20 protein-coding genes are annotated in these 23,323 nt (G+C 60.1%); 13 read left to right on the forward strand and 7 right to left on the reverse strand.

The window, feature by feature from the left end:
- The first annotated feature begins 505 nt into the window (after nucleotides 1–505).
- Complete coding sequence (locus M0814_RS10390) at nucleotides 506–937, forward strand: hypothetical protein (RefSeq protein ID WP_103484634.1); 432 nt, start codon at nucleotides 506–508, stop codon at nucleotides 935–937.
- A 166-nt stretch (nucleotides 938–1,103) separates the two neighbouring features.
- Here the strand turns inward: M0814_RS10390 and M0814_RS10395 are convergent, their stop codons facing one another.
- The 4 genes from M0814_RS10395 to aspA all read right to left on the reverse strand — a co-directional run bounded on the left by M0814_RS10395 (nucleotide 1,104) and on the right by aspA (nucleotide 6,949).
- Complete coding sequence (locus M0814_RS10395) at nucleotides 1,104–2,096, reverse strand: AraC family transcriptional regulator (RefSeq protein ID WP_003229651.1); 993 nt, start codon at nucleotides 2,094–2,096, stop codon at nucleotides 1,104–1,106.
- Between the two features lie 202 nt (nucleotides 2,097–2,298).
- Nucleotides 2,299–3,303: an asparaginase gene (locus M0814_RS10400; RefSeq protein ID WP_003229649.1), complete on the reverse strand. Its 1,005-nt coding sequence runs from the start codon at nucleotides 3,301–3,303 to the stop codon at nucleotides 2,299–2,301.
- A 170-nt stretch (nucleotides 3,304–3,473) separates the two neighbouring features.
- The gene (locus M0814_RS10405; protein ID WP_103484633.1) at nucleotides 3,474–4,919 is read right to left on the reverse strand and encodes an alanine/glycine:cation symporter family protein; all 1,446 of its coding nucleotides are present in this window, start codon (nucleotides 4,917–4,919) and stop codon (nucleotides 3,474–3,476) included.
- 605 nt (nucleotides 4,920–5,524) lie between these two features.
- A complete protein-coding gene (gene aspA, locus M0814_RS10410; RefSeq protein WP_003229645.1) occupies nucleotides 5,525–6,949 on the reverse strand; it encodes an aspartate ammonia-lyase in 1,425 nt (474 codons plus the stop codon).
- Nucleotides 6,950–7,129: 180 nt separating this feature from the next.
- On the opposite strand from aspA, the gene M0814_RS10415 reads away from it, so the two are divergent.
- A complete protein-coding gene (locus M0814_RS10415) occupies nucleotides 7,130–8,041 on the forward strand; it encodes a LysR substrate-binding domain-containing protein (protein ID WP_045122682.1) in 912 nt (303 codons plus the stop codon).
- 60 nt (nucleotides 8,042–8,101) lie between these two features.
- On the opposite strand, the gene M0814_RS10420 is transcribed toward M0814_RS10415, so the two are convergent.
- On the reverse strand, nucleotides 8,102–8,671 hold the full coding sequence (locus M0814_RS10420) for a hypothetical protein (RefSeq protein WP_003229643.1): 570 nt from the start codon (nucleotides 8,669–8,671) through the stop codon (nucleotides 8,102–8,104).
- A gap of 424 nt (nucleotides 8,672–9,095) precedes the next feature.
- Between M0814_RS10420 and purE the strand changes: the two genes are divergently transcribed.
- The 4 genes from purE (at nucleotide 9,096) to M0814_RS10440 (ending at nucleotide 11,664) form a co-directional block, all read left to right on the forward strand.
- Nucleotides 9,096–9,587: a 5-(carboxyamino)imidazole ribonucleotide mutase gene (gene purE / locus M0814_RS10425; protein WP_003229641.1), complete on the forward strand. Its 492-nt coding sequence runs from the start codon at nucleotides 9,096–9,098 to the stop codon at nucleotides 9,585–9,587.
- 10 nt (nucleotides 9,588–9,597) lie between these two features.
- Nucleotides 9,598–10,680, forward strand: a complete 1,083-nt coding sequence (locus M0814_RS10430; protein ID WP_103484632.1) for a 5-(carboxyamino)imidazole ribonucleotide synthase — start codon at nucleotides 9,598–9,600, stop codon at nucleotides 10,678–10,680.
- A 111-nt stretch (nucleotides 10,681–10,791) separates the two neighbouring features.
- Nucleotides 10,792–11,037 (forward strand): GlsB/YeaQ/YmgE family stress response membrane protein, encoded by a 246-nt coding sequence (locus M0814_RS10435; RefSeq protein ID WP_003229635.1) that lies wholly within the window; start codon nucleotides 10,792–10,794, stop codon nucleotides 11,035–11,037.
- Nucleotides 11,038–11,127: 90 nt separating this feature from the next.
- Nucleotides 11,128–11,664, forward strand: a complete 537-nt coding sequence (locus M0814_RS10440; RefSeq protein WP_103484631.1) for a DUF3299 domain-containing protein — start codon at nucleotides 11,128–11,130, stop codon at nucleotides 11,662–11,664.
- 150 nt (nucleotides 11,665–11,814) lie between these two features.
- Here the strand turns inward: M0814_RS10440 and M0814_RS10445 are convergent, their stop codons facing one another.
- On the reverse strand, nucleotides 11,815–12,714 hold the full coding sequence (locus tag M0814_RS10445; protein WP_103484630.1) for a D-hexose-6-phosphate mutarotase: 900 nt from the start codon (nucleotides 12,712–12,714) through the stop codon (nucleotides 11,815–11,817).
- A gap of 58 nt (nucleotides 12,715–12,772) precedes the next feature.
- Entirely contained in the window at nucleotides 12,773–13,177 is a 405-nt protein-coding gene (locus M0814_RS10450; RefSeq protein WP_003229628.1) for an acyl-CoA thioesterase, read from the reverse strand.
- Nucleotides 13,178–13,555: 378 nt separating this feature from the next.
- On the opposite strand from M0814_RS10450, the gene M0814_RS10455 reads away from it, so the two are divergent.
- The 7 genes from M0814_RS10455 to M0814_RS10485 all read left to right on the forward strand — a co-directional run bounded on the left by M0814_RS10455 (nucleotide 13,556) and on the right by M0814_RS10485 (nucleotide 23,227).
- Entirely contained in the window at nucleotides 13,556–14,854 is a 1,299-nt protein-coding gene (locus M0814_RS10455; protein WP_103484629.1) for an MFS transporter, read from the forward strand.
- Nucleotides 14,855–15,109: 255 nt separating this feature from the next.
- Nucleotides 15,110–16,114 (forward strand): phosphate ABC transporter substrate-binding protein PstS, encoded by a 1,005-nt coding sequence (locus tag M0814_RS10460; protein WP_003229623.1) that lies wholly within the window; start codon nucleotides 15,110–15,112, stop codon nucleotides 16,112–16,114.
- A 426-nt stretch (nucleotides 16,115–16,540) separates the two neighbouring features.
- The gene (locus M0814_RS10465; RefSeq protein ID WP_177434705.1) at nucleotides 16,541–18,574 is read left to right on the forward strand and encodes an ABC transporter permease subunit; all 2,034 of its coding nucleotides are present in this window, start codon (nucleotides 16,541–16,543) and stop codon (nucleotides 18,572–18,574) included.
- 15 nt (nucleotides 18,575–18,589) lie between these two features.
- Nucleotides 18,590–20,260: a phosphate ABC transporter permease PstA gene (gene pstA, locus M0814_RS10470; protein ID WP_003229620.1), complete on the forward strand. Its 1,671-nt coding sequence runs from the start codon at nucleotides 18,590–18,592 to the stop codon at nucleotides 20,258–20,260.
- A 161-nt stretch (nucleotides 20,261–20,421) separates the two neighbouring features.
- Nucleotides 20,422–21,255 carry a phosphate ABC transporter ATP-binding protein PstB gene (gene pstB, locus M0814_RS10475; protein WP_103484627.1) on the forward strand — a complete coding sequence of 278 codons (834 nt, stop codon included), beginning with the start codon at nucleotides 20,422–20,424 and terminating at the stop codon, nucleotides 21,253–21,255.
- A 72-nt stretch (nucleotides 21,256–21,327) separates the two neighbouring features.
- Nucleotides 21,328–22,089 (forward strand): phosphate signaling complex protein PhoU, encoded by a 762-nt coding sequence (gene phoU / locus M0814_RS10480; RefSeq protein ID WP_003229617.1) that lies wholly within the window; start codon nucleotides 21,328–21,330, stop codon nucleotides 22,087–22,089.
- A 178-nt stretch (nucleotides 22,090–22,267) separates the two neighbouring features.
- On the forward strand, nucleotides 22,268–23,227 hold the full coding sequence (locus M0814_RS10485; RefSeq protein ID WP_003229615.1) for a response regulator: 960 nt from the start codon (nucleotides 22,268–22,270) through the stop codon (nucleotides 23,225–23,227).
- The last annotated feature ends 96 nt before the right edge of the window (nucleotides 23,228–23,323 follow it).

Genomic DNA, 23,323 nt, shown 5'->3' on the forward strand with positions numbered 1-23,323 from the left:
GCAATTCGCCCCTCCTCTCAATGCAGTCAAGCTCCGACTCAGCCATGCAATGCGTCCTTGTGGGAGCGGGCTTGCTCGCGAATACGGTATGTCAGATGCAATGATGGCGACTGACACTGCGCATTCGCGAGCCACATTAAAAACTCAGAAAATTATGCGCAGCTAATCATGGTTGATAAGTTGGAAATGATCTTGAAGTTTGGTTTTTAACAGTGAGTGAGAAGTTTTAAGTCGGTCTATAATGATTTTTTATTATTGTATTTAGTTGGCTTAAGGCATGACGCATGCCAATTTTAAAGTTGAAAACATGCGCGGTCTACTGTCAGAAATTACAGGTTTCTCTCGAATTTAATACCGTTTGTCGCATATTTTTATTTATATATTTGTTTTTTGACAGCCTGATAAGTTGGGTCTAGGTTGCCAAATGCTTACCTCTGGCTGTTTGAGGGTAGAGGTGGGCTATTCCTATGAACATTGACTTGATGATTTGCAAAAGGAGATTTGTATGAGTACTTCAAAGTTTGAAAAATATTCGCCGGAGTTCTTTCGGGGCATCAAAAAGGCAACCGAAGGTCAATTCGACATTAAAATTAACGGTAAAAAGCATTCCCTTCCGGTCAGTCATGCCGAAATACGCGAAAAAGACATTGTTCTGAGATTCGATCTGAGTGGGGGGAATCCTGAAGTTAACCACCTTATTTCAATAATTATTGAGAAGCAGTATTTGAATAAAAAAGTGGAATTTACCGGGGGAGGTGAGCCCGTTTATTTCCTGTTTCAGAATGCCAAGCAAGAGTGGTTGGCGGAAAAAGGCTGGATTCATGTGGATTGGCAAGAGAACAGCAAGAAAATCACTGGGCTGGTGGACGATGTGGAAAGCGGCCGGCCTGGTGACTCCAAACTGGAGCAAGGTAAATTTGAAGTAACCTTAGCTTGATTGTTAAACCTTCCTGCGTGAGTTTTGCAGGAAGGTTTATTGATGCTCCGAATCGCATTTTCCAGTTTTTATCAGATCAGTTCGCCACACAGGTCGAATTCGATCAGTCGGCTCACGTCAGCCGACTCCAGTCTGGGAGCTGCCCAAGCCAGCGATCTTTTGATCTTCAGGGTCTGTACTGACTCGGCGCAACACCGCTCCAGCGCACGAACGCATGGCGGAAACTCGCGGTCTCGCTGAAACCCAGCGTTTCGGCAATCCGGTAGATCGGCAACTGATCCTCACACAGCATCTGCTTGGCCCGCTCGAAGCGCAGTTCGTCGAGCAGTTCCTGATAACTGCTGCCCATGTCCTTCAAATGGCGGCGCAAGGTGCGCGGCGAACATTTCATCTGCTGGGCCAGTCCCTCAAGCCCCGGTGCTGCATTGAGCTGGGCACTGAGCAACTGGCGGATCCGCCCCAGCCACGCTTGCCGTCCGGTGAACTCGATGTTCTGTTTGCGGCAGCGTTCGGCCATGGCCTGGTGGGTGATGCTGTCGGCCAGTGGCAACGGTTGATCGAGCCAGCGCCGGTCGAAGGCGAAGGCGTTGTCCTTGGCGGCGAAATGCAGTGGGCTGTTGAAGTGCTCGGCATAGCTGTCGCGATAATCCGGCGCGGCATGTTCAAAACGTGTCGCCCGCAACGGTAGCGGATGTCCGAGCAAGTCGTCGCAGATGACCTTCAACGACACCAGGCAGAATTCCGCGTTGAACACCGCCATCGACGGACTCTCGCGGTAATCGGCGGCGACGAACCAGACCTGCTCCCCATCGTCTTCCAGGCTCAGTTCGAAAAGTGTTCCCAGCAGCGCCGGATAGCGAATCGCCAGGCGCAAAGCGTCACCTAAGGTGGCACTGGTGAGCAGCGCGTAACCGAGGATGCCGTAGCAGGACACGTGCATCCGCCGCCCCAGTTCCAGGCCAATGTCATGCTTGAGCGCGACCGCGTTGGCGCAGACCTGCATTTCCTGATTGGTGGTGATGCGCGTGTCGGCACGGGCCAGATCTGCCGTGCTGATGCCGCTGCCGGCCAGCAGCGCGTCGCTCGACAAACCTTCAGCCTTGAAGGTGTTGAGCACCAGCGAGACGGCGTTGAGCGTGGTGAGGTGGGAGTGCAGCATAAGATCTTCCAGCCTGGGGATGCTGGAAACGGCAGCAAGTTATATGCCGTACGCGGATCAAACAGTGTGAGGGCTGCTGTGGCGAGGGAGCTTGCTCCCGCTGGGGCGCGCAGCGGCCCCAAAACACTGCGACGGCTGCGCAGTCGAGCGGGAGCAAGCTCCCTCGCCACAGGGGCTCACTCCTGCAAGGTATTGCGTTGCGTCAGATCAGTTCGCCACACAGGTCGAGTTCGATCAGGCGCCGCACTTCGGCCGATTCCAGGCCTGCACCCAGCAGTGCCTGCAATTTGCCGAACGCCGCTTCGCGGGTCATGCCGCCACCGGACAACACGCCAACGCCGCGCAAACGGCTGCCGGCTTCATACACATCCAGCTCGACACCGCCTTCATGGCACTGCGTGACCGCGACCACCACTACACCGTTGTCCCGCGCGCGGCCGAGGCTGGCGAGGAATTCTGGATTGTCGCTCGGCCCGGTACCGCTGCCGTAGCACTCCAGCACCAGACCTCTGATACCGCTGGCCAGCAGGCCATCAACCACCTCGGCGCCGATGCCGGGGAACAGTGGCAGCACAGCAACCTTGGCCAGTTGTTTCGGCTGGTTGTAGTTCAGTGCGGCCGGAATCGACGGCGCTTTCACCCCGCCGCCCTGACGTTCGAGGCGCTTGAACGGATGCCGGCCGAAGCTGCGCACTTTCGCGCAGCGGGTCGGCGCCAGCAGCTCGCCATGGAAGTACAGGTGCACGCCCGGCGCCAGACCCTGACCTAGAGCAACCAGCGCGCCACCGAGGTTTTCCCAGGCATCGCTGTCGGTGACGCCGGCCGGCAGCATCGAGCCGGTGAAACACACGCGGGCATGCAGGCCGAGCAACTGGAAACTCATCGCCGCAGCGCTGTAGGCAAGCGTGTCGGTGCCGTGCAGGATCAGCACGCTGTCGCAGCCTTGCACGTCCACCGCATCGACCACTGCTTCACGCAGTTGCTGCCAATAGGCCGGGGTCATGTTGGCGCTGTCGATCAGCGGCGCCATTTCCCGGAAGCGCCACTGCGGCACCACCAGCTCAGGCTGGCTGTGCAGGTAGTCGCGCATGCGGGCTTCGAAACCGGACGCCGGGGCCAGACCGTTGGCGCTGGCCTGCATGCCGATGGTGCCACCGGTGTAGAGCACCATGACGTGTTGGGCGGCGGGATAAGTCGAAGGGTTCATAGGATTCTCCGAAACGATGAGTTCCTGTGGGAGCGGGCTTGCTCGCGAATGCGGTGGGTCAGATACAAAAATGTCGACTGATTCACCGCATTCGCGAGCAAGCCCGCTCCCACAGGTAATGCATTGCACTGTAACTGACGGGCGCAGGGGATGCGCCCGTCATTCACCTGTCAGCGTTGCGCTGCAGGCACGCCTTGCGGCTCGGCTGCGGTCTTGCCGGCGGCTGGCGCCTCGGCCGGCCAGGCCTTCAGGTCCAGGTCCAGATCGGCAAATTTGCTCGAGTCGAACACGGGCTGCTTGATGCCGGCGCGGCGCTGTTCGTCGTAGTCGCGCATCACGCGCATGCCGACCTTGAACAGCATGGCCAGGGCCATCAGGTTGACGAAGGCCAGGCAGGTCATGGTGATGTCAGCGAAGGCGAATACGGTCGAGAGGTCTTGCATCGAACCCCATACCACCAGCGCCAGCACCAGGCCGCGGAAAACCATCAGCAAGGCGCGGTTGCGGCTGAGGAACTGCAGGCTGTTCTCGCCCAGGTAGTAGTTGTAGAGGATGCAGGTGAAGACGAACAGCGACAGCGCGACGCTGACGAAGATGCGGCCCCAGTCACCGACCACGGCGGCCAGCGAGTTCTGGGTCAGGACGATGCCGTCACCTTCGAAGCCCGGGGTGTAGAAGCCCGACAACAGGATCAGCAGCGCGGTGCAGGTGCAGATCACGAAGGTGTCGAGGAACACACTGAAAGCCTGAACCACGCCCTGAGCGCCCGGGTGTTTCACCGAGGCCACGGCGGCGACGTTCGGCGCACTGCCCAGGCCCGCTTCGTTGGCGAACACGCCACGCTTCACGCCCATGACGATGGCGCTGCCGAGCAGGCCGCCGAAGGCCGGGTCGAGACCGAAGGCGCTTTTGAAGATGGTTTCCAGCATGGCTGGCACGTGTTCGATCTGGGTGCCGATCACGTACAGGGTCACGCCGATGTAGGCCAGGGTCTTGACCGGTACCAGCAGGTCGGACACCGCGGCGATGCGCTTGATGCCGCCGATGAAGGTGATGGCCAGCAGCACCGCCAGGACGATCCCGGTGTGGCGTGGGTCGAAGGCAAAGGCGTTCTGCAGCGAGTGGGTCACGGTGTAGGACTGCAGGCCGATGAAGGCGAAGCCGTAGGTGACCAGCAGCAGGATCGAGAACACCACCGCCATGCCTTTCAGCTTCAGGCCGTGCTGGATGTAGTAGGCCGGGCCGCCACGGTACAGACCGTCGCCATCGGCGCGCTTGTAGACCTGAGCCAGGGTGCATTCGAAGAAGCTGCTGGACATGCCGACCAGTGCGGTCACCCACATCCAGAACACCGCACCTGGCCCGCCGAGGGTTACGGCGATGCCGACACCGGCGATGTTGCCTGCACCGACACGGCCGGCAAGGCTGAGCATCAGGGCCTGGAACGAGCTGAGTTGCCCGCCGCTGCTTTTGAGGCTGTCGCGGAACACCGCGAACATGTGGAAGAAGTGCCGCAATTGAACGAAACGCGAGCGAATCGTGAAGTAGCTACCGAGCCCGACAATGAGCACGATCAGTACTTTCCCTGAGAGGAAGTCGTTGATGACTTCGAGCATGGATTTTTCCTCGCTGTTTTTTGTGTAAGCAAATACTGGACGGTGGAAACATCGTGTTACACCGGTGTGCACGCGGCACGACAGGTGAGGCGATGGTTTCGTCCCGGATCCATTTCGCGGGTTTGTTATTAGTTCGGGTTTCGCATGGGTTATGGCCTCGTTACCGACGACCGCTCACGCGAAGAGGGGCGGCACTATACCGATCAGTGCGGCGCCCGTCTGCACGCTCGTGGTGCAAGCGACGAAACGAAGCGTTGAAACACCCGGCGTTACCGGCGCCGGGCTTGTGCGGGAACTGCATTTGTGTTGATGCAAACCCTGTGGCGAGGGGATTCATCCCCGATCGGCTGCGAAGCAGTCGCAAATCATTGCACGCGGTGTATTTGTTACATCGCGAATGCAGGTTTTGGGGCCGCTTCGCGACCCATCGGGGATGAATCCCCTCACCACAAGGCTCACCTCTACATTGATCAGTCCCCAGACATACGGGTCTCAGGGTCAGAAAGTTAAAAAAAAGGGCTTGGGGACTGATCCCCAAGCCCTCAAAAGGTGAGAGGTGTCTAGTCCCTCGACCTGGTGAGCGGTGCTACAAGTAACGCGTCGGCTCAGGCTTTGAGCGGAACCAGACGCGGGGCAATCATGTTTTCCGGGCGCAGGATGTCGGCGAGCATCGCTTCGTCGAGCAGGCCTTCTTCGCGCACCAGTTCCAGCACGCCGCGGCCGCTTTCAAGGGCGATACGGGCGATGCGGGTGGCGTTTTTGTAGCCGATGTACGGGTTCAGCGCGGTGACCAGACCGATCGAGTGCTCGACCAGTTCGCGGCAGCGCGCTTCGTTGGCGGTGATGCCGACGATGCAGTGCTCGCGCAGCATGTCCATGGCGCGTTGCAGCAGGCGGATCGAGTCGAGGATCTTGAACGCGATCAGCGGCTCCATCACGTTCAGCTGCAGTTGGCCGCCTTCGGCTGCCATGGTCAGCGCCAGATCGTTACCGATGACCTGGAAGGCCACCTGGTTAACGGCTTCCGGAATCACCGGGTTGACCTTGCCGGGCATGATCGAGCTGCCTGGCTGACGCGCTGGCAGGTTGATCTCGTTGATGCCGGTGCGCGGGCCGCTGGACAGCAGGCGCAGGTCGTTGCAGATCTTCGACAGCTTGACCGCGGTGCGCTTGAGCATGCCGGAGAACAGCACGAAGGCGCCCATGTCGGAGGTGGCTTCGATCAGGTCGGCGGCGGGCACCAGCGGCTGACCGCTGATCAGTGCCAGGCGTTGTACGGCCAGAGCCTGATAACGCGGGTCGGCATTGATGCCGGTGCCGATCGCGGTGCCGCCCAGGTTCACTTCAGTCAGCAGTTCCGGGGCCAGCGTCTTCAGACGGGCCAGGTCTTCGCCCATGGTGGTGGCGAAAGCACGGAACTCTTGACCCAAAGTCATCGGCACGGCGTCTTGCAGCTGGGTACGACCCATCTTCAGGACGTGGTTGAATTCTTCACCCTTGGCCGCGAATGCCTGAATCAGGCTGTCGAGGCTGGCCAGCAGCGCGTCGTGACCCAGCAGCAGACCCAGGCGGATCGCGGTCGGGTAGGCGTCGTTGGTCGACTGCGCCATGTTGACGTCGTCGTTCGGGTGCAGGTACTGGTACTCGCCTTTCTGGTGACCCATTGCTTCGAGTGCAATGTTGGCGATCACTTCGTTGGCGTTCATGTTGGTGGAGGTACCGGCGCCACCTTGAATCATGTCGACCACGAACTCTTCGTGGAAATCACCGCGGATCAATCGGGCACAGGCTTCGCTGATGGCAGCGTGCTTGGCTTCGCTCAGATGACCCAGCTCACGGTTGGCGTCAGCGGCGGCCTGTTTGACCATGGCCAGACCGACAACCAGTTTCGGGTAATGCGAAATCGGAACGCCGGAGAGACGGAAGTTGTTCACCGCTCGCAGGGTCTGGATGCCGTAATACGCTTGAGCCGGTACTTCGAGGGCGCCAAGCAGGTCATTTTCTGTGCGGAAAGATGCAGCGGAGGACATGATAGAAATCATCTCGATATGGACCCGGTCTATGCCGGAACGCTGCGAATGCTAGGCTTCCGGGATTTTTTGGGCCAATGCTGTTAAACACTGGCCTATGCACATTCGGCATAATGCCGGTGTGACGCCGCGTGCGCGGCAGACGTGTGACCTGTTTTGGTGCGTGTCCGGGAGGACGTGATGAATCTGGAAAGCAAATGGCTCGAGGACTTCAGTGCCCTGGCCGCCACCCGCAGCTTCTCGCAGGCGGCCGAACGGCGCTTCGTGACCCAGCCGGCCTTCAGTCGGCGAATCCGCAGCCTCGAGGCCGCACTGGGGCTGACGCTGGTCAACCGTTCGCGCACGCCGATCGAGCTGACGGCGGCCGGGCAACTATTTCTGGTGACCGCGCGCACGGTGGTCGAACAGCTCGGTGAAGTGCTGCGTCATCTGCATCATCTGGAAGGCGGGCAGGGCGAGGTGATCCAGGTCGCGGCGGCGCACTCGCTGGCGCTGGGCTTCTTCCCGCGCTGGATCGCGCAACTGCGCAACGAAGGCTTGAACATCGCCACGCGGCTGGTGGCGACCAACGTTGGCGACGCGGTGCACGCGCTGCGCGAGGGTGGCTGCGACCTGATGCTGGCGTTCTACGACCCGGACGCGGCAATGCAGATGGACCCGGAAATCTTCCCGTCGCTGCACCTGGGCCAGACCGAAATGCTGCCGGTGTGTGCAGCGGACGCCGATGGCAAACCGCTGTTCGATCTGGAAGGCGAAGCCAGTGTTCCGCTGCTGGCCTATAGCGCCGGGGCGTTTCTCGGGCGTTCGGTGAATGGTCTGCTGCGCCAGCGTCAGTTGCGCTTTACCACCATTTACGAAACCGCCATGGCCGATAGCCTCAAGAGCATGGCGCTGGAAGGCCTCGGCATTGCCTGGGTGCCGCAATTGAGCGTGCGCGCCGAACTTGGCCGAGGTGAACTCGTTGTTTGCGGCGGCCCGCAATGGCATGTGCCGCTGGAGATTCGTCTTTATCGCTGCGCACTGGTGCGCAAGGCCAACGTGCGCTTGTTGTGGCGCAAGCTTGAGGGCGGGGCAGCCGGCCCGACGACTTGAGGGGCCCAGGCGTGAAAGTCCCAATGGGCTTTCACGCTGTTGTTCATGATTTAAAGCGTTTCAAGCATTTTCTTCGAGATACTTGCGGATTCTTTCCCGGTTTTTATCACTGAAGCGTTTGGCATTGCCTCTGAGAGAGGATTCAAGCGATCCGGAGGCCATGATGGTTTCATCCCACCAACCGTTGTAATAAACCTCGAAGTCTTCATGGCGTGCGCCGAACATATGCCCCACTTCATGCGCGGGCGTCTGGTCACCGTTAATGGATGCAATGGCAACAAAGCCCGTTTGACTTGCAATCCCTGCAACCGTGCTGCTGAGATTGTCGCGTGTCAGCAGAAGATACTTGCGCGTGTGGTTGGTATAAGTGTCGGCGGGTTGGGTCTGTTTATGCTGTTCGACTTTTTTAGACCAGGAAAGAAGTGTCTGTTCCGGGCTGTCAATCTTGTAGCTCAGGTCTGTGAGGGCCGGCGCGTCTGAGGGTGACTTGAAAAGGATTGCGAGCGGCCGTCCGGAAAGTGTTTCGAATTCCTTGGCCAACCATTTGAATTGTTTTTCGTAAATATCATCAGCGTCATGATCTGCCAGATCCTTATGAACAAACACTAATAACAGCAATGGGTGTGGCATTTAAATGCTCCGATGGTTTCTGGATTCGGTGGTGGGTGCCGAAAATATTGATGATTTAATAAGGGCGAAATATTTTATTAAGTTGAAGTTCGCAAGTTGCCGCAACTTCACGTTGTTTATATAACATTGGTAGCGTGTGACGCGGCTGGTTAGTGTTTTAGCTTTTATTTCCTGATGCTCTTTACTTGGCGTTTATCGGGTGCAGTTCAGGAGGGATGTTCTTGATTCTCGAGTCAATAAAACCGCTGTATTGCCTCGGCTGACAGATGGTCGAATCGGGGGCTGTTTATTGCTTTCTTTGCGGTATACTGCGCGGCCTTCGGCCGGCACGTCCGGCCATTTTTCGTACAATCAAGCCACGCAATCCTGCGTGGCTTGTTGTTTTTGACGCGCCTGCGGGCGCCCAGAGAGAAGAGGCGCGACGATGAGTGCACTGGTTGGCGTGATCATGGGCTCCAAGTCCGATTGGTCCACCCTTAGCCACACCGCCGATATGCTGGAAAAGCTCGGCATCCCGTACGAGGTCAAGGTGGTTTCTGCCCACCGCACCCCGGATCTGCTGTTCCAGTACGCCGAAGAGGCTGAGGGCCGCGGCATCGAGGTGATCATCGCCGGTGCCGGTGGCGCAGCCCACCTGCCAGGCATGTGTGCGGCCAAGACCCACCTGCCGGTGCTGGGCGTTCCGGTGCAGTCGTCGATGCTCTCGGGCGTCGATTCGCTGCTGTCGATCGTGCAGATGCCGGCCGGCATTCCGGTTGCCACCCTGGCCATCGGCAAGGCCGGCGCGATCAACGCTGCGCTGCTCTCGGCGAGCATTCTCGGCGCCAAGCATCCACAGTTCCACGCGGTACTGAAAACCTTCCGTGCCGAGCAGACAGACAGCGTCCTGGACAATCCAGACCCACGTATTGCCTGAGGTTGTTGAGATGAAGATCGGTGTAATCGGTGGCGGCCAGTTGGGCCGCATGTTGGCGCTGGCGGGCACTCCGCTGGGCATGAACTTCGCTTTCCTCGACCCTGCGCCGGACGCTTGCGCCGCGGCATTGGGCGAACACCTGCGGGCCGATTACGGCGATCAGGATCACCTGCGCCAGTTGGCCGATGAAGTCGATCTGGTGACCTTCGAGTTCGAAAGCGTCCCGGCCGAAACCGTGGCGTTCCTCTCGCAATTCGTGCCGGTGTACCCGAGCGCCGAAGCCCTGCGCATCGCTCGCGACCGCTGGTTCGAGAAGAGCATGTTCAAGGACCTGGGCATCCCGACCCCGGCCTTCGCCGACATTCAGTCGCAAGCCGACCTGGATGCCGCCGTGGCTGCCATCGGTCTGCCGGCCGTGCTGAAAACCCGCACCCTGGGTTACGACGGCAAGGGCCAGAAAGTCCTGCGCAAGCCGGAAGATGTGGTTGGTACGTTCGCCGAGCTGGGTAGCGTTGCCTGCCTGCTGGAAGGCTTCGTGCCGTTCACTGGCGAAGTCTCGCTGATCGCCGTACGTGCCCGCGATGGCGAAACCAGGTTCTATCCGCTGGTACACAACACCCACGACAGCGGCATCCTCAAGCTGTCGGTGGCCAGCACCGATCACCCGCTACAGGCGCTGGCTGAAGACTATTCCAGCCGCGTGCTCAGGCACCTGGATTACGTCGGCGTGATGGCGTTCGAGTTCTTTGAAGTCGACGGTGGCCTGAAGGCCAACGAAATCGCCCCGCGCGTGCACAACTCCGGGCACTGGACCACCGAAGGCGCCGAGTGTAGCCAGTTCGAAAACCACCTGCGTGCCGTTGCCGGCCTGCCGCTGGGTTCGACGGCCAAGGTCGGCGAGAGCGCGATGCTCAACTTCATCGGCGTGGTTCCGCCGGTGGAGAAGGTCATCGCCATCGAAGATTGCCATCTGCACCACTACGGCAAAGCCTTCAAGGCCGGGCGCAAGGTCGGTCACGCCAACCTGCGCTGCGCCGACATGGCCACGCTGCAGGCGCAGATCGTCAAGGTCGAAGCGCTGATCGCCGAGTAAAAGCAGTTTCATCTGGCCGCGGCGGAACCATTGCGGGGCCGCCGTTCTCTGATGGCAGGATGCGAAAGTCTGACTAGGCTTTCGCATATCTACTATTCAGAGGGAAATGCCATGGGAATTATCGGAACCATCTTTATCGGCTTGATCGTCGGCCTGCTGGCACGCTTTCTCAAACCGGGCGATGACAGCATGGGCTGGATCATGACCATCCTGCTCGGTATCGGCGGTTCGCTGGCAGCCACCTACGGCGGCCAGGCCCTGGGCATCTATCAGGCAGGTCAGGGCGCAGGCTTCATTGGTGCACTGGTCGGCGCGATCGTGCTGCTGGTGATCTACGGCCTGATCAAAAAGAACTGATCCAAGCGACCAAGCCCTCTCTGCCAAAACGGTGGGGAGGGCTAGAATGCGCGGCGACTGTTCGTCCCTTCTTTTTTACCGAGCTCCTCCATGCGCCGCATTTTGTTGACTCTCCTTTTTCTGGGCAGCGGTTTGGCCCACGCCGGCGAACTGCCGGAAACCGACTGGCTGGAACTGATGCCCAAGTCGGACCAGAAAGCCCTCGAGGCCATGCCTGAAATCGATCACAACTCCCCGGAAGCCACCGGCACTTTCACCCAAAAGGGTGGCATGAAGCAGGCCAAGGGTTTGCCGGCGGTGATGTATTCGACCAAGACCGTGGCGGCGATGAACGACAAGCACATTCGTATCGGTGGTTATCCGGTGCCACTGGAGTCCGATGCCAAGGGCCGCAGCACGGTGTTCTTCCTCGTGCCGTACCCGGGCGCTTGCATCCACGTGCCGCCACCGCCGCCGAATCAACTGGTGCTGGTGCGTTATCCCAAAGGCTTGAAGCTGGACGACATCTACACGCCGTTGTGGGTGACCGGTACGCTGAAGATCGAGAAGGTCAACAACGATCTGGCGGACGCGGCGTATGCGCTGGATGCGGATAAGGTGCGGGTGGTGCAGGAGTCCGATCTCTAAATACCTGGCGCAATGTAGTGAGGGGATTTATCCCCGATGGCCTGCGGAGCAGGCCCTGCTCCTGATTCAAAGCGGGGTCGCTTCGCAACCCATCGGGGATAAATCCCCTCACCACAAAGTCTCCCAACCATACGGGTATTGCGATGCCGGTCAGAGCGGTTTGCTGCCGACGCTGACACCCATCGTATGGCTCACACCCGAGCCCAGCGTGACCACGTCATCCATCACATTCGCCGTCTCGATGCACAGCATGCGCTGCCAGCCATCGTTGTCCATGTCGCTGAACGCCGCTGCGCGGTCGATCCACGGGTTCCAGATCACCGCGGTGCGTGAGCCAGTGGCGGTCAGCACGATGCGCCGTTTCCAGGTCGGATCGACGATGCTCAGTTGCGGCGGAGCGTCGAGGTAGATGCGGTCGGTTTCCCCGGCGAAGCGCAGATCACCCTGCTGTTTGTGGGTATTCCAATTGTCCAGAGTCTCGATGTAGTCCAGGCCGTCCACACCGTCGACGTGCACGTTGCGCACATCGCTGACCGCGAAGTAACTGTGCAGCGCCTGGCTGATGCTGACGCTTTCGGCGCCCCGGTTGTGGCTGGTCAGGCTGATGTGCAACTGATCATTCAGGTGCAGGGTCAGGGTCAGATCGACCTGGTGCGGCCAACCCGGGAAGCCACCTTCGGGGTAGGGCAGCTTGAACTCGACCTTGATGCCATCGTCCTCGGCTTCGATGCCGCCCAGTTGCCAATCCATCGCCCGGACGAAACCGTGGGACGCTGCCGGTTCTTCGCTGACGCGCATGGCTTGCACGCTTTGCGGGTTGCGATCAAACACACCGAACCACGGCCAGCACACCGGCACACCGGCGCGGATGCTCTTGCCGGTCTTGAACAGCGCCTTGTCGTTGAGCCAGATGATCGGCGGCTGACCGTCAACCTGATAACTGAGGATGTGCGCGCCTTGCTGGGCCACCAGCACTTCGGCCTGACCGTGGCGGATGCGCCAGCAGTTCAGTTCATCCAGTTTCACGGCTTCAACGTTGGGCGTGTTCATGGGACAGCTCTCGATCAGACACTTGGGACGACTATCGACCGCAAAACCGCGGCGAGGTTTAACGCGCGCGTGGCGGTACCGAACGGGTACGACCGCTGCCGTCGATGGCGACGAAGACGAACACCGCCTCGGTCACTTTACGCCACTCGCTGGACAGCGGATCGTCGCTCCACACCTCGACCATCATCTGGATCGAGCTGCGCCCGATTTCCAGGGTCTGGGTGTAAAAGGACAATTGCGCGCCCACCGCCACCGGCACCAGGAACGCCATGCGGTCGATGGCCACGGTCGCCACACGGCCACCGGCCACGCGGCTGGCCATCGCAGTGCCGGCCAGATCCATCTGCGCCACCAGCCAGCCGCCGAAAATATCGCCAAAGCCGTTGGTTTCGCGGGGGAGTGCGGTAATTTGCAGGGCCAGGTCGCCTTGCGGGATCGGATCTTCTTGTTCGAGCTCTATCATGCCGGGGGTGCCTCTGACCCGTGACTCTTCTTTGGTATTGCTGGTGGTAGCCGTCTTCGGGAAAAACGATTCAGCACCGAACATACTGCGTTCGTCACGTTTTCCATAAGGCAACTAAAGGGGAAACTCTGCGAAACCGGCTGATCCCGTTCAAAGGCCGGGCCAACGACGTTTTCGCACAGCAACCCCCTACAAACCGGAGCAAGGTTGCGAGTATATCGGTCGGTAGACTCCGCGACGACCATCGGGTTCTGATTTTGACCGTCAAATACGCGCCTCTATGTGCTTTTTCGAACAATTTGCTATGGTGCCGAACCTGCCGAAGCCACAGCCAGCGTTGTTGTGGCGGCGGATCCGACTATAAGAGAAGCCCTTGCCATGACCACAGCGCCTTCGAGCCTCGCGCAGCCCGAGCAACCTGCACGCCCCCTGACCCGCAATGACTACAAGACTCTGTCGCTATCGGCCCTGGGCGGTGCGCTGGAGTTTTACGACTTCATCATCTTCGTGTTCTTCGCCACCGTGGTCGGCAAGCTGTTCTTCCCGGCCGACATGCCCGAGTGGCTGCGCCTGATGCAGACCTTCGGCATTTTCGCCGCCGGCTACCTGGCGCGGCCGCTGGGCGGCATCGTCATGGCGCACTTCGGCGACCTGCTGGGACGCAAGAAGATGTTCACCCTGAGCATTTTCATGATGGCCGTGCCGACCCTGATCATGGGCCTGCTGCCAACCTATGCGCAGATCGGTATGTGGGCGCCGATCCTGTTGTTGCTGATGCGAGTGATCCAGGGCGCGGCGATTGGTGGTGAGGTGCCGGGGGCGTGGGTCTTCGTTTCCGAACACGTGCCGCAAAAGCACATCGGCTACGCCTGTGGCACTCTGACCAGCGGCCTGACGGCGGGTATCCTGCTCGGCTCGCTGGTCGCTACGGCAATCAACAGCATTTATACGCCGGGGGAAGTCGCGGATTACGCCTGGCGCATCCCGTTCCTGCTCGGTGGTGTGTTCGGTCTGTTCTCGGTGTATCTGCGTCGCTGGCTGCACGAGACCCCGGTGTTCGCCGAGCTGCAACTGCGCAAGGCGCTGGCCGAAGAAGTGCCGCTGCGCGCGGTGCTGCGTGACCATCGCGGGGCGATTGCGATCTCGATGCTGCTGACCTGGCTGCTGTCCGCCGGGATCGTCGTGGTGATCCTGATGACCCCGACCGTGCTGCAGACGGTCTATCACTTCTCGCCGACGATTGCGTTGCAATCGAACAGCCTGGCGATCGTGTTCCTGAGCGTTGGTTGCATCATCTCCGGTGCCCTGGCGGATCGTCTCGGCGCCGGCCGGGTATTTGTCTTCGGTTCGCTGGGCTTGCTGATCAGTTCCTGGACCTTCTATCACAGCCTCGCTGATCACCCGAACTGGCTGTTCCCGCTGTATGCGCTGACCGGTCTGCTGGTCGGCACCATCGGTGCGGTGCCATACGTGATGGTCAAGGCGTTCCCGCCGGTAGTGCGCTTCAGTGGGCTGTCGTTCTCGTACAACGTGGCGTACGCGATCTTCGGTGGCCTGACGCCAATGGTGGTCAGCCTGCTGCTTAAAGAAAGTGCGATGGGCCCGGCTTACTATGTGGCGGTCCTTTGCACGATGGGGATTCTGGTGGGGGCGTGGCTCTGGAAGAAGGGGCGCTGAAAATCTTTACCTGTGGGAGCGGGCTTGCTCGCGAATGCGTTGTGTCAGTCTGCATATGAATAGGCTGACACGGCCTCTTCGCGAGCAAGCCCGCTCCCACATTGGTTCTGTGTTGTTCTCTGAGATCTTCGAATCATCTTGCAAAACCCCGATACTGGCCTTTCATCCAATTGTCATATTTCAGCCATAGAGTGTTCACACGGCCTGCTGATACTTGGCCCCGACTTAACACCCCCTATCTGCTAGGAGTAAGGCATGAAACTGAAGCGTTTGATGGCGGCAATGACTTTTGTCGCTGCTGGCGTTGCGACTGCCCACGCGGTAGCCGCTGGCGTTGACCCGTCAATTCCGGCTTACACCAAAGTCACCGGTGTCTCGGGCAACCTGTCCAGCGTTGGTTCCGACACTCTGGCCAACCTCATGACCCTGTGGGCTGAGAACTACAAGAAAGAATACCCGAACGTAAACATCCAGATTCAGGCCGCTGGCTCCGCCACCGCGCCACCTGCGCTGACTGAAGGCACCTCCAACCTGGGCCCGATGAGCCGCAAGATGAAGGACACCGAACTGGCGGCCTTCGAGCAGAAATACGGCTACAAGCCAACCGCAATCCCGGTTGCCGTGGACGCCCTGGCGGTGTTCGTGCACAAGGACAACCCGATCCAGCACCTGACCATGGAACAGGTTGACGCGATCTTCTCGTCCACCCGTCTGTGCGGCGCCAAAGCCGACGTGAAAACCTGGGGCGACCTGGGCGTAACCGGCGACCTGGCCAACAAGCCAGTGCAACTGTTCGGCCGTAACTCGGTATCCGGTACCTACGGCTACTTCAAGGAAGAAGCCCTGTGCAAAGGCGACTACAAGCCTAACGTCAACGAACAGCCAGGTTCGGCGTCGGTCGTGCAGTCGATCAGCTCCTCGCTGAACGGCATCGGTTACTCGGGCATCGGCTACAAGACCGCCAGCGTGAAAACCGTTGCTCTGTCGAAGAAAGGCAGCACTGACTTCATCGAAGACACCGAAGAAAACGCCCTGAACGGCAAGTACCCGCTGTCGCGCTTCCTCTACGTTTACGTGAACAAGGCCCCGAACAAGCCGCTGGCCCCGCTGGAAGCCGAGTTCGTGAAACTGGTTCTGTCCAAACAGGGTCAGGAAGTCGTAGTGAAAGACGGCTACATCCCGTTGCCAGCCAAAGTTGCTGCAAAAGCACTGGCTGACCTGGGTCTGCAGGAAGGCGGCGCTGAAGTCGCAAAAAAGTAACAAATTGAGTCAGGGGTGAACCCCGCCTGACTCAAGTGTGGGGCCCGGCCCGCAAGCGGCCGGCTCCCACACCCTCCGAATTTTTCTATCCACTGCCAGTACCCCGCTGGCGGCGGATTTGGTGCGTCACTGCATTGTCATCTTTCTGTCATACAGGATCGCTAGGGTGTGCGCATGAATGATCTGGCCAATTCCCCAATGACTACGACTTCCCCTCCCAAGCGCATTGATTTCAATACGCCTGAGCTGCAACGCAAGCGCCGCATTCGCGCGCTCAAGGATCGCTTCACCCGCTGGTACGTCCTCGTCGGCGGCCTCGCCGTGCTGGCAGCCATCACCCTGATCTTCTTCTTCCTCGCCTACGTCGTTGCACCGTTGTTCCAGGGTGCGAGCCTGACTGCGAAAGATGCCATTACCCCAGCCTGGATGCAGGACGCCGGCAAGCCGCTGATGATTTCGCTCGAAGAGCAGAATCAGGTGGCGATGCGCGTTTCCGACAAGGGCCAGGCGCTGTTTTTCGATATCGACAGTGGCGCTGAATTGAAGCGCGTCGATCTGCCTGTGCCAGCCGGTACCACCGTGACCTCCATTGGCGAAGACCAGCCAGGTCATCCGCTGGTAGCCGTGGGCCTGTCCAACGGCCAGGCGCTGGTGTTCCGTCACACCTATAAAGTCAGCTACCCCGATGGCAAGAAAACCATCACTCCGGCCATCGAATACCCGTATGGCGAAGCGCCGATCGCGGTGAACGAGGGCGGCGGGGCGCTGGAGCACGTCAGCCTCAACGCGACCGATTCGACGCTGATGCTGGTGGGTTCGACCGGTTCGCAGCTCAATGTGCTGGCGCTGACCAGCGAAGAAAACATGATGACCGGCGAAGTCACCAACGAGCAGAAGCGTATCGAGCTGCCGCAGATGACCGAGCCGGTGAAGAACATCTTCGTCGACCCGCGCCAGCAATGGCTGTACGTGGTCAACGGGCGGGCCCAGGCCGACGTGTTCAGCCTGCGCGACAAGAGCCTCAACGGTCGCTACAAACTGCTGGAAAACGCCGACGCCCAAGTCACGGCCTCGACCCAACTGGTGGGCGGTATCTCGCTGATCATCGGTGATTCCACGGGTGGTCTGGCCCAATGGTTCATGGCTCGCGATACCGATGGCGAGTTGCGTCTGAAACAGATCCGCACCTTCCAGATGGGCACTGCGCCGATCGTTGAAATCACTGCCGAAGAGCGTCGCAAGGGCTTCGTTGCCCTCGATGCCAGCGGCAAGCTCGGCGTGTTCCACAGCACCGCGCACCGCACCCTGCTGGTCGAGCCGGTCGCCGAAGGCCAGGGCCTGTTCGGTCTGTCGCCGCGTGCCAACCGGGTGATCGTCGAGGCCGGCGGCAAGCTGCAACCGCTGCTGCTCGACAACCCGCACCCCGAAGTATCGTGGAGCGCGTTGTGGAGCAAGGTCTGGTACGAAAACTACGACGAGCCTAAATACGTCTGGCAATCGACCGCCGCCAATACCGATTTCGAACCGAAACTGAGCCTCTCGCCACTGACCTTCGGCACCCTGAAAGCCGCGTTCTACGCGATGTTGCTGGCCGCGCCGCTGGCGGTTGCCGCAGCGATCTACACCGCGTACTTCATGGCCCCGGGCATGCGCCGCAAGGTCAAACCGGTGATCGAGCTGATGGAAGCGATGCCGACGGTGATCCTCGGTTTCTTCGCCGGTCTGTTCCTCGCGCCGTATGTGGAAGGGCATCTGCCGGGCATCTTCAGCCTGCTGATGCTGCTGCCGATCGGCATTCTGGTCGCCGGTTTTACCTTCAGTCGTCTGCCTGAGTCGATCCGCCTGAAAGTCCCGGATGGCTGGGAAAGTGCGCTGCTGATTCCGGTGATCCTGTTTGTCGGTTGGTTGTCGCTGTACATGAGCCCGTACATGGAGAACTGGTTCTTTGGCGGTGACATGCGCATGTGGATCTCCCACGACCTGGGCATCACCTACGACCAGCGCAACGCTCTGGTGGTTGGTCTGGCGATGGGTTTTGCGGTGATCCCGAACATCTACTCGATCGCCGAAGACGCCGTGTTCAGCGTGCCGCGTGGCTTGACCCTCGGCTCCCTGGCACTTGGTGCCACACCGTGGCAGACCATGACCCGCGTGGTGATCCTCACCGCCAGCCCGGGCATTTTCTCGGCACTGATGATCGGCATGGGCCGTGCGGTCGGCGAAACCATGATCGTGCTGATGGCTACGGGTAACACCCCGGTCATGGAAATGAACCTGTTCGAAGGCCTGCGCACCCTGGCCGCCAACGTCGCGGTGGAAATGCCCGAGTCGGAAGTCGGCGGCAGCCACTACCGCGTGCTGTTCCTCTCGGCGCTGGTGCTGCTGTTGTTCACCTTCGTCATGAACACCCTGGCAGAACTGATTCGTCAGCGTCTGCGCAAGAAATACTCGTCGCTTTAAGAAAGGTAGAAGTCTGTGAAACAGAACTCCCTGAATGGATGGTTCAAGAGCGGCGCCCCGGGCGTCTGGATCAGCGGTGGCGCGGTGTCCATCGCGGTCATCATGACCATTGGCCTGCTGGCGGTGATTGCCGTGCGCGGTCTGGGTCACTTCTGGCCGGCGGACCTGATCCATGCCAGCTACGACGTACCGGGCCAGGCCAATCACCTGGTCATCGGCGAAGTGGTACAGAAAGAAGAAGTGCCGCGTGCACGCCTGAAAAGCGCCGGCCTGCCGGTGCCTGATCAGGGCCCGGAATTCATGACCCGCGAGCTGATCAAGGTCGGCAACCGTGACCTGAACGGCAACGACTTCACCTGGGTGGTCGGCGAGTGGCTGACCAACCAGACCACGCCGCCGGAACTGATGGCGATCGAGCGTCGCGAGTGGGGCAACTTCTACGGCTACCTGGTCAACGTCAAACAGGACGGCAAGGTGATCGCCGAAGGCGAAGCGGCCTGGCCTGAGCTGCAAGCGCGGATCGACCGCGTGAACAAGCTCGCCGCGCAGCTCAAGTCGCTGGAAAAGACTGATATCGGGGCGATCAACGCAGGCCTGGAACGCATCCGTCTGCACGGTCGCAAACTGGAGCTGGACGGCAAGCTTGATGCCACTGCGCAAGCGGACATGGACGCCGAACGTGCCGAGCTGAACGCGCGTTATCAGGACATCGAAGCGCGTCTGGCCGATCTGCATGCGCAGTTCAACCGCGACGCTTTGACCGCTCGCGATGCCAACGGCAAAGAGATCGAAATCGGCCTGGGCAAAGTCGTTCACGCCTATCAGCCGAACGCGATGAGCACCTTCACCAAGGTCGGTTTCTACTTCAGCAAGATCTGGGAATTCCTTTCGGATGACCCGCGTGAAGCGAACACCGAAGGCGGCATCTTCCCGGCGATTTTCGGCACCGTGATGATGACCCTGATCATGGCAATGATCGTGACTCCGTTCGGCGTACTGGCGGCGGTGTACCTGCGCGAATACGCCAAGCAGAACACCCTGACGCGGATCATCCGGATCGCGGTGAATAACCTCGCCGGTGTTCCGGCGATTGTCTACGGCGTGTTCGGTCTGGGCTTCTTTGTTTATGTGTTGGGTGGTTCGGTCGACCGTCTGTTCTTCCCGGAAGCACTGCCGGCACCGACCTTCGGTACGCCGGGCCTGCTCTGGGCGTCGCTGACTCTGGCGCTGCTGGCGGTACCGGTGGTGATCGTGGCGACCGAGGAAGGTCTGGCGCGTATCCCGCGCACCGTCCGTGAGGGTTCGCTGGCCCTTGGTGCGACCAAGGCGGAAACCCTGTGGAAGATCGTTATTCCGATGGCCAGCCCGGCGATGATGACCGGCATGATCCTCGCCGTGGCCCGCGCCGCCGGTGAAGTGGCGCCGCTGATGCTGGTGGGTGTGGTGAAACTGGCGCCGTCGCTGCCAGTGGACGGCAACTACCCGTACCTGCACCTGGACCAGAAGATCATGCACCTGGGCTTCCACATCTATGACGTCGGCTTCCAGAGCCCGAACGTCGAAGCGGCACGGCCACTGGTGTACGCCACGGCGCTGCTGCTGGTGCTGGTGATCGCGATCCTCAACCTGTCGGCGGTGTGGATTCGTAACCACCTGCGTGAAAAATACAAAGCTTTGGACAGTTGATATTCCTGTGGGAGCGGGCTTGCTCGCGAAAGCGGTGGGTCAGGCGACATTGATGTCGAGTGTGCCGGCCTCTTCGCGAGCAAGCCCGCTCCCACCCTAGATTGAGTACAGCCGCACCAAGCGGCTAACCGAACCGAATTTGTTAGCACAGGGAGCCTCCCATGCAGCACGAAACACCTACCCACGGCATCAACATGTCGGCCCTGGGGCGCGACAAGCAGAGCCTGAATCTCGAGCAGGAAACCGTGGCCATCGAGGTACCGGGCCTGAGCCTGTACTACGGCGACAAGCAAGCCCTGTTCGACGTCAGCATGAACATCCCGAAACAGCGCGTGACCGCGTTCATCGGCCCGTCCGGCTGCGGCAAGTCCACGCTGCTGCGTACCTTCAACCGCATGAACGATCTGGTTGACGGCTGCCGTGTCGAAGGCGCGATCAACCTGTACGGCAACAACATCTACCGCAAGGGCGAAGACGTCGCCGAACTGCGTCGTCGCGTCGGCATGGTGTTCCAGAAGCCCAACCCGTTCCCCAAGACCATCTACGAAAACGTGGTCTACGGCCTGCGCATCCAGGGCATCAACAAGAAGCGCATCCTCGACGAAGCGGTCGAGTGGGCGTTGAAAGGCGCGGCGCTGTGGGACGAAGTCAAAGACCGTCTGCACGACTCGGCACTTGGCCTGTCCGGCGGTCAGCAGCAGCGTCTGGTGATTGCCCGCACCATCGCCGTTGAACCGGAAGTGTTGCTGCTCGACGAACCGTGCTCGGCCCTCGACCCGATCTCGACCCTGAAAGTCGAAGAGCTGATCTACGAGCTGAAGTCCAAGTTCACCATCGTCATCGTCACCCACAACATGCAGCAGGCCGCGCGGGTTTCCGACTACACGGCGTTCATGTACATGGGCAAACTGGTGGAATTCGGCGACACCGACACCCTGTTTACCAATCCGGCGAAGAAGCAGACCGAAGACTACATCACCGGTCGTTACGGCTAGCAGACGCTGGTTGTCGCTCACTGAATTGACTGCGGCCCGCCGCACCTTACCGGACGCTCCAAGGACGCCAACATGATTAGTAAAGAAGGCCTTACCCACCACATTTCCGCGCAGTTCAACGCTGAACTGGAAGAAGTGCGCAGCCACCTGCTGGCCATGGGCGGGCTGGTCGAGAAGCAGGTCAACGACGCGGTCACCGCGCTGATCGAGGCCGACTCCGGCCTGGCCCAGCAGGTGCGCGAGATCGACGACCAGATCAATCAGATGGAACGCAACATCGACGAAGAATGCCTGCGCATTCTCGCCCGTCGTCAGCCGGCGGCGTCCGACCTGCGTCTGATCATCAGCATCTCCAAGTCGGTGATCGACCTGGAGCGCATTGGCGACGAAGCGACCAAGATCGCCCGTCGCGCCATTCAACTGTGCGAAGAAGGCGAAGCGCCGCGTGGTTACGTCGAAGTGCGTCACATCGGCGACCAGGTGCGCAACATGGTCCGTGATGCGCTGGACGCGTTTGCCCGCTTCGACGCCGATCTGGCGCTGTCGGTGGCGCAGTACGACAAAGTCATCGACCGCGAATACAAGACCGCGCTGCGTGAACTGGCCACCTACATGATGGAAGACCCGCGCTCTATCTCGCGGGTTCTGAGCATCATCTGGGTGCTGCGTTCGCTGGAGCGGATCGGCGACCACGCGCGCAACATCTCGGAACTGGTGATCTACCTGGTGCGCGGCACCGACGTGCGTCATCTGGGCCTCAAGCGCATGAAGGAAGAAGTTGAGGGCACAAGCGGCGAAACCGCTAATGTTCCGGGCAATGCTGACGATAAGTAAGATTGCCTGAGAAAAGCGCCCGGCCCTTTGGCCGGGCGTTTTTGTTTGGGCGCTTGAATCAGGAAACCGAATTAAAAAGCAGCACCCGCGAACGAAAAGTCCCGGCGTGACTGAAGATTGTTGGCAATGTGCCATCAGCAAAGCGGTATGCTTGCCGGGATTTTTATAGGGGTGTTGGATGAGCAAGATCAGTGTGTTGGTCGTGGACGACGCTTCGTTCATTCGCGACCTGGTGAAAAAGTGCCTGCGTAACTACTTCCCGGGGATTCGTACCGAGGACGCCATCAACGGCAAAAAGGCCCAGGCGATGCTGGCCAGGGAAGCGTTCGACCTGGTGCTGTGCGACTGGGAAATGCCGGAAATGTCCGGCCTGGAACTGCTGACCTGGTGCCGCGAGCAGGACAACCTCAAGACCATGCCGTTCATCATGGTCACCAGCCGTGGCGACAAGGAAAACGTGGTGCAGGCGATTCAGGCTGGCGTTACCGGCTACGTCAGCAAGCCATTCACCAACGAACAGCTGCTGACCAAGGTCAAGCAGGCGCTGAACAAGGTTGGCAAGCTCGATACCCTGATGAACAGCGCGCCGACCAAGATGAACTCGGCATTCGGTAACGACTCCCTGAGCGCGTTGACCGGCGGCAAGCCTGCCGTGGTCGGTACTGCGCCGGCGGCCGCTGCTGCGGTGAATCCGTTCGCCAAGCCTGCTGCAGCTGCTCCGGCGCCTGCTGCTGCGCCGTCGCGTGGCTTGCTCAACAGCCCGCCGGTGCAGGCACCGGCTGCCTCGAAAGCGCCGGCCGGTGGTCGTGGCCAGGGCCAGTTGCGCTTGCCGAGCGGCACCCAGCAATGTGTGATCAAGGCCCTGAGCATCAAGGAAGCGCTGTTGGTGGTGAAACGCACCGACACCCTGCCACAGATCCTCGACAGCGCCGTGCTCGACCTGGAGCAGGGCGACAACGCCGAAATCGCCCGTCTCAATGGCTATCTGCACGCTGTGGTCGCCCACGAGCCGAAGCCGGACAGTGAATGGCTGCAACTGACTTTCCGTTTCGTCGACCAGGACGCGCAGAAGCTCGATTACATCTCCCGCCTGATCGCCCGCGGCACGGCGCAGAAGCACTTCGTTCCGGGCGCTTGATCCTCGTCGCCTGACACACCGCTTTCGCGAGCAAGCCCGCTCCCACATTGGAATGCATTCCAAGGTGGGAGCGGGCTTGCTCGCGAAGGGGTCATC

Source organism: Pseudomonas sp. MWU12-2020 (assembly GCF_023100605.1).
GTDB classification, from domain to species: domain Bacteria; phylum Pseudomonadota; class Gammaproteobacteria; order Pseudomonadales; family Pseudomonadaceae; genus Aquipseudomonas; species Aquipseudomonas fluorescens_H.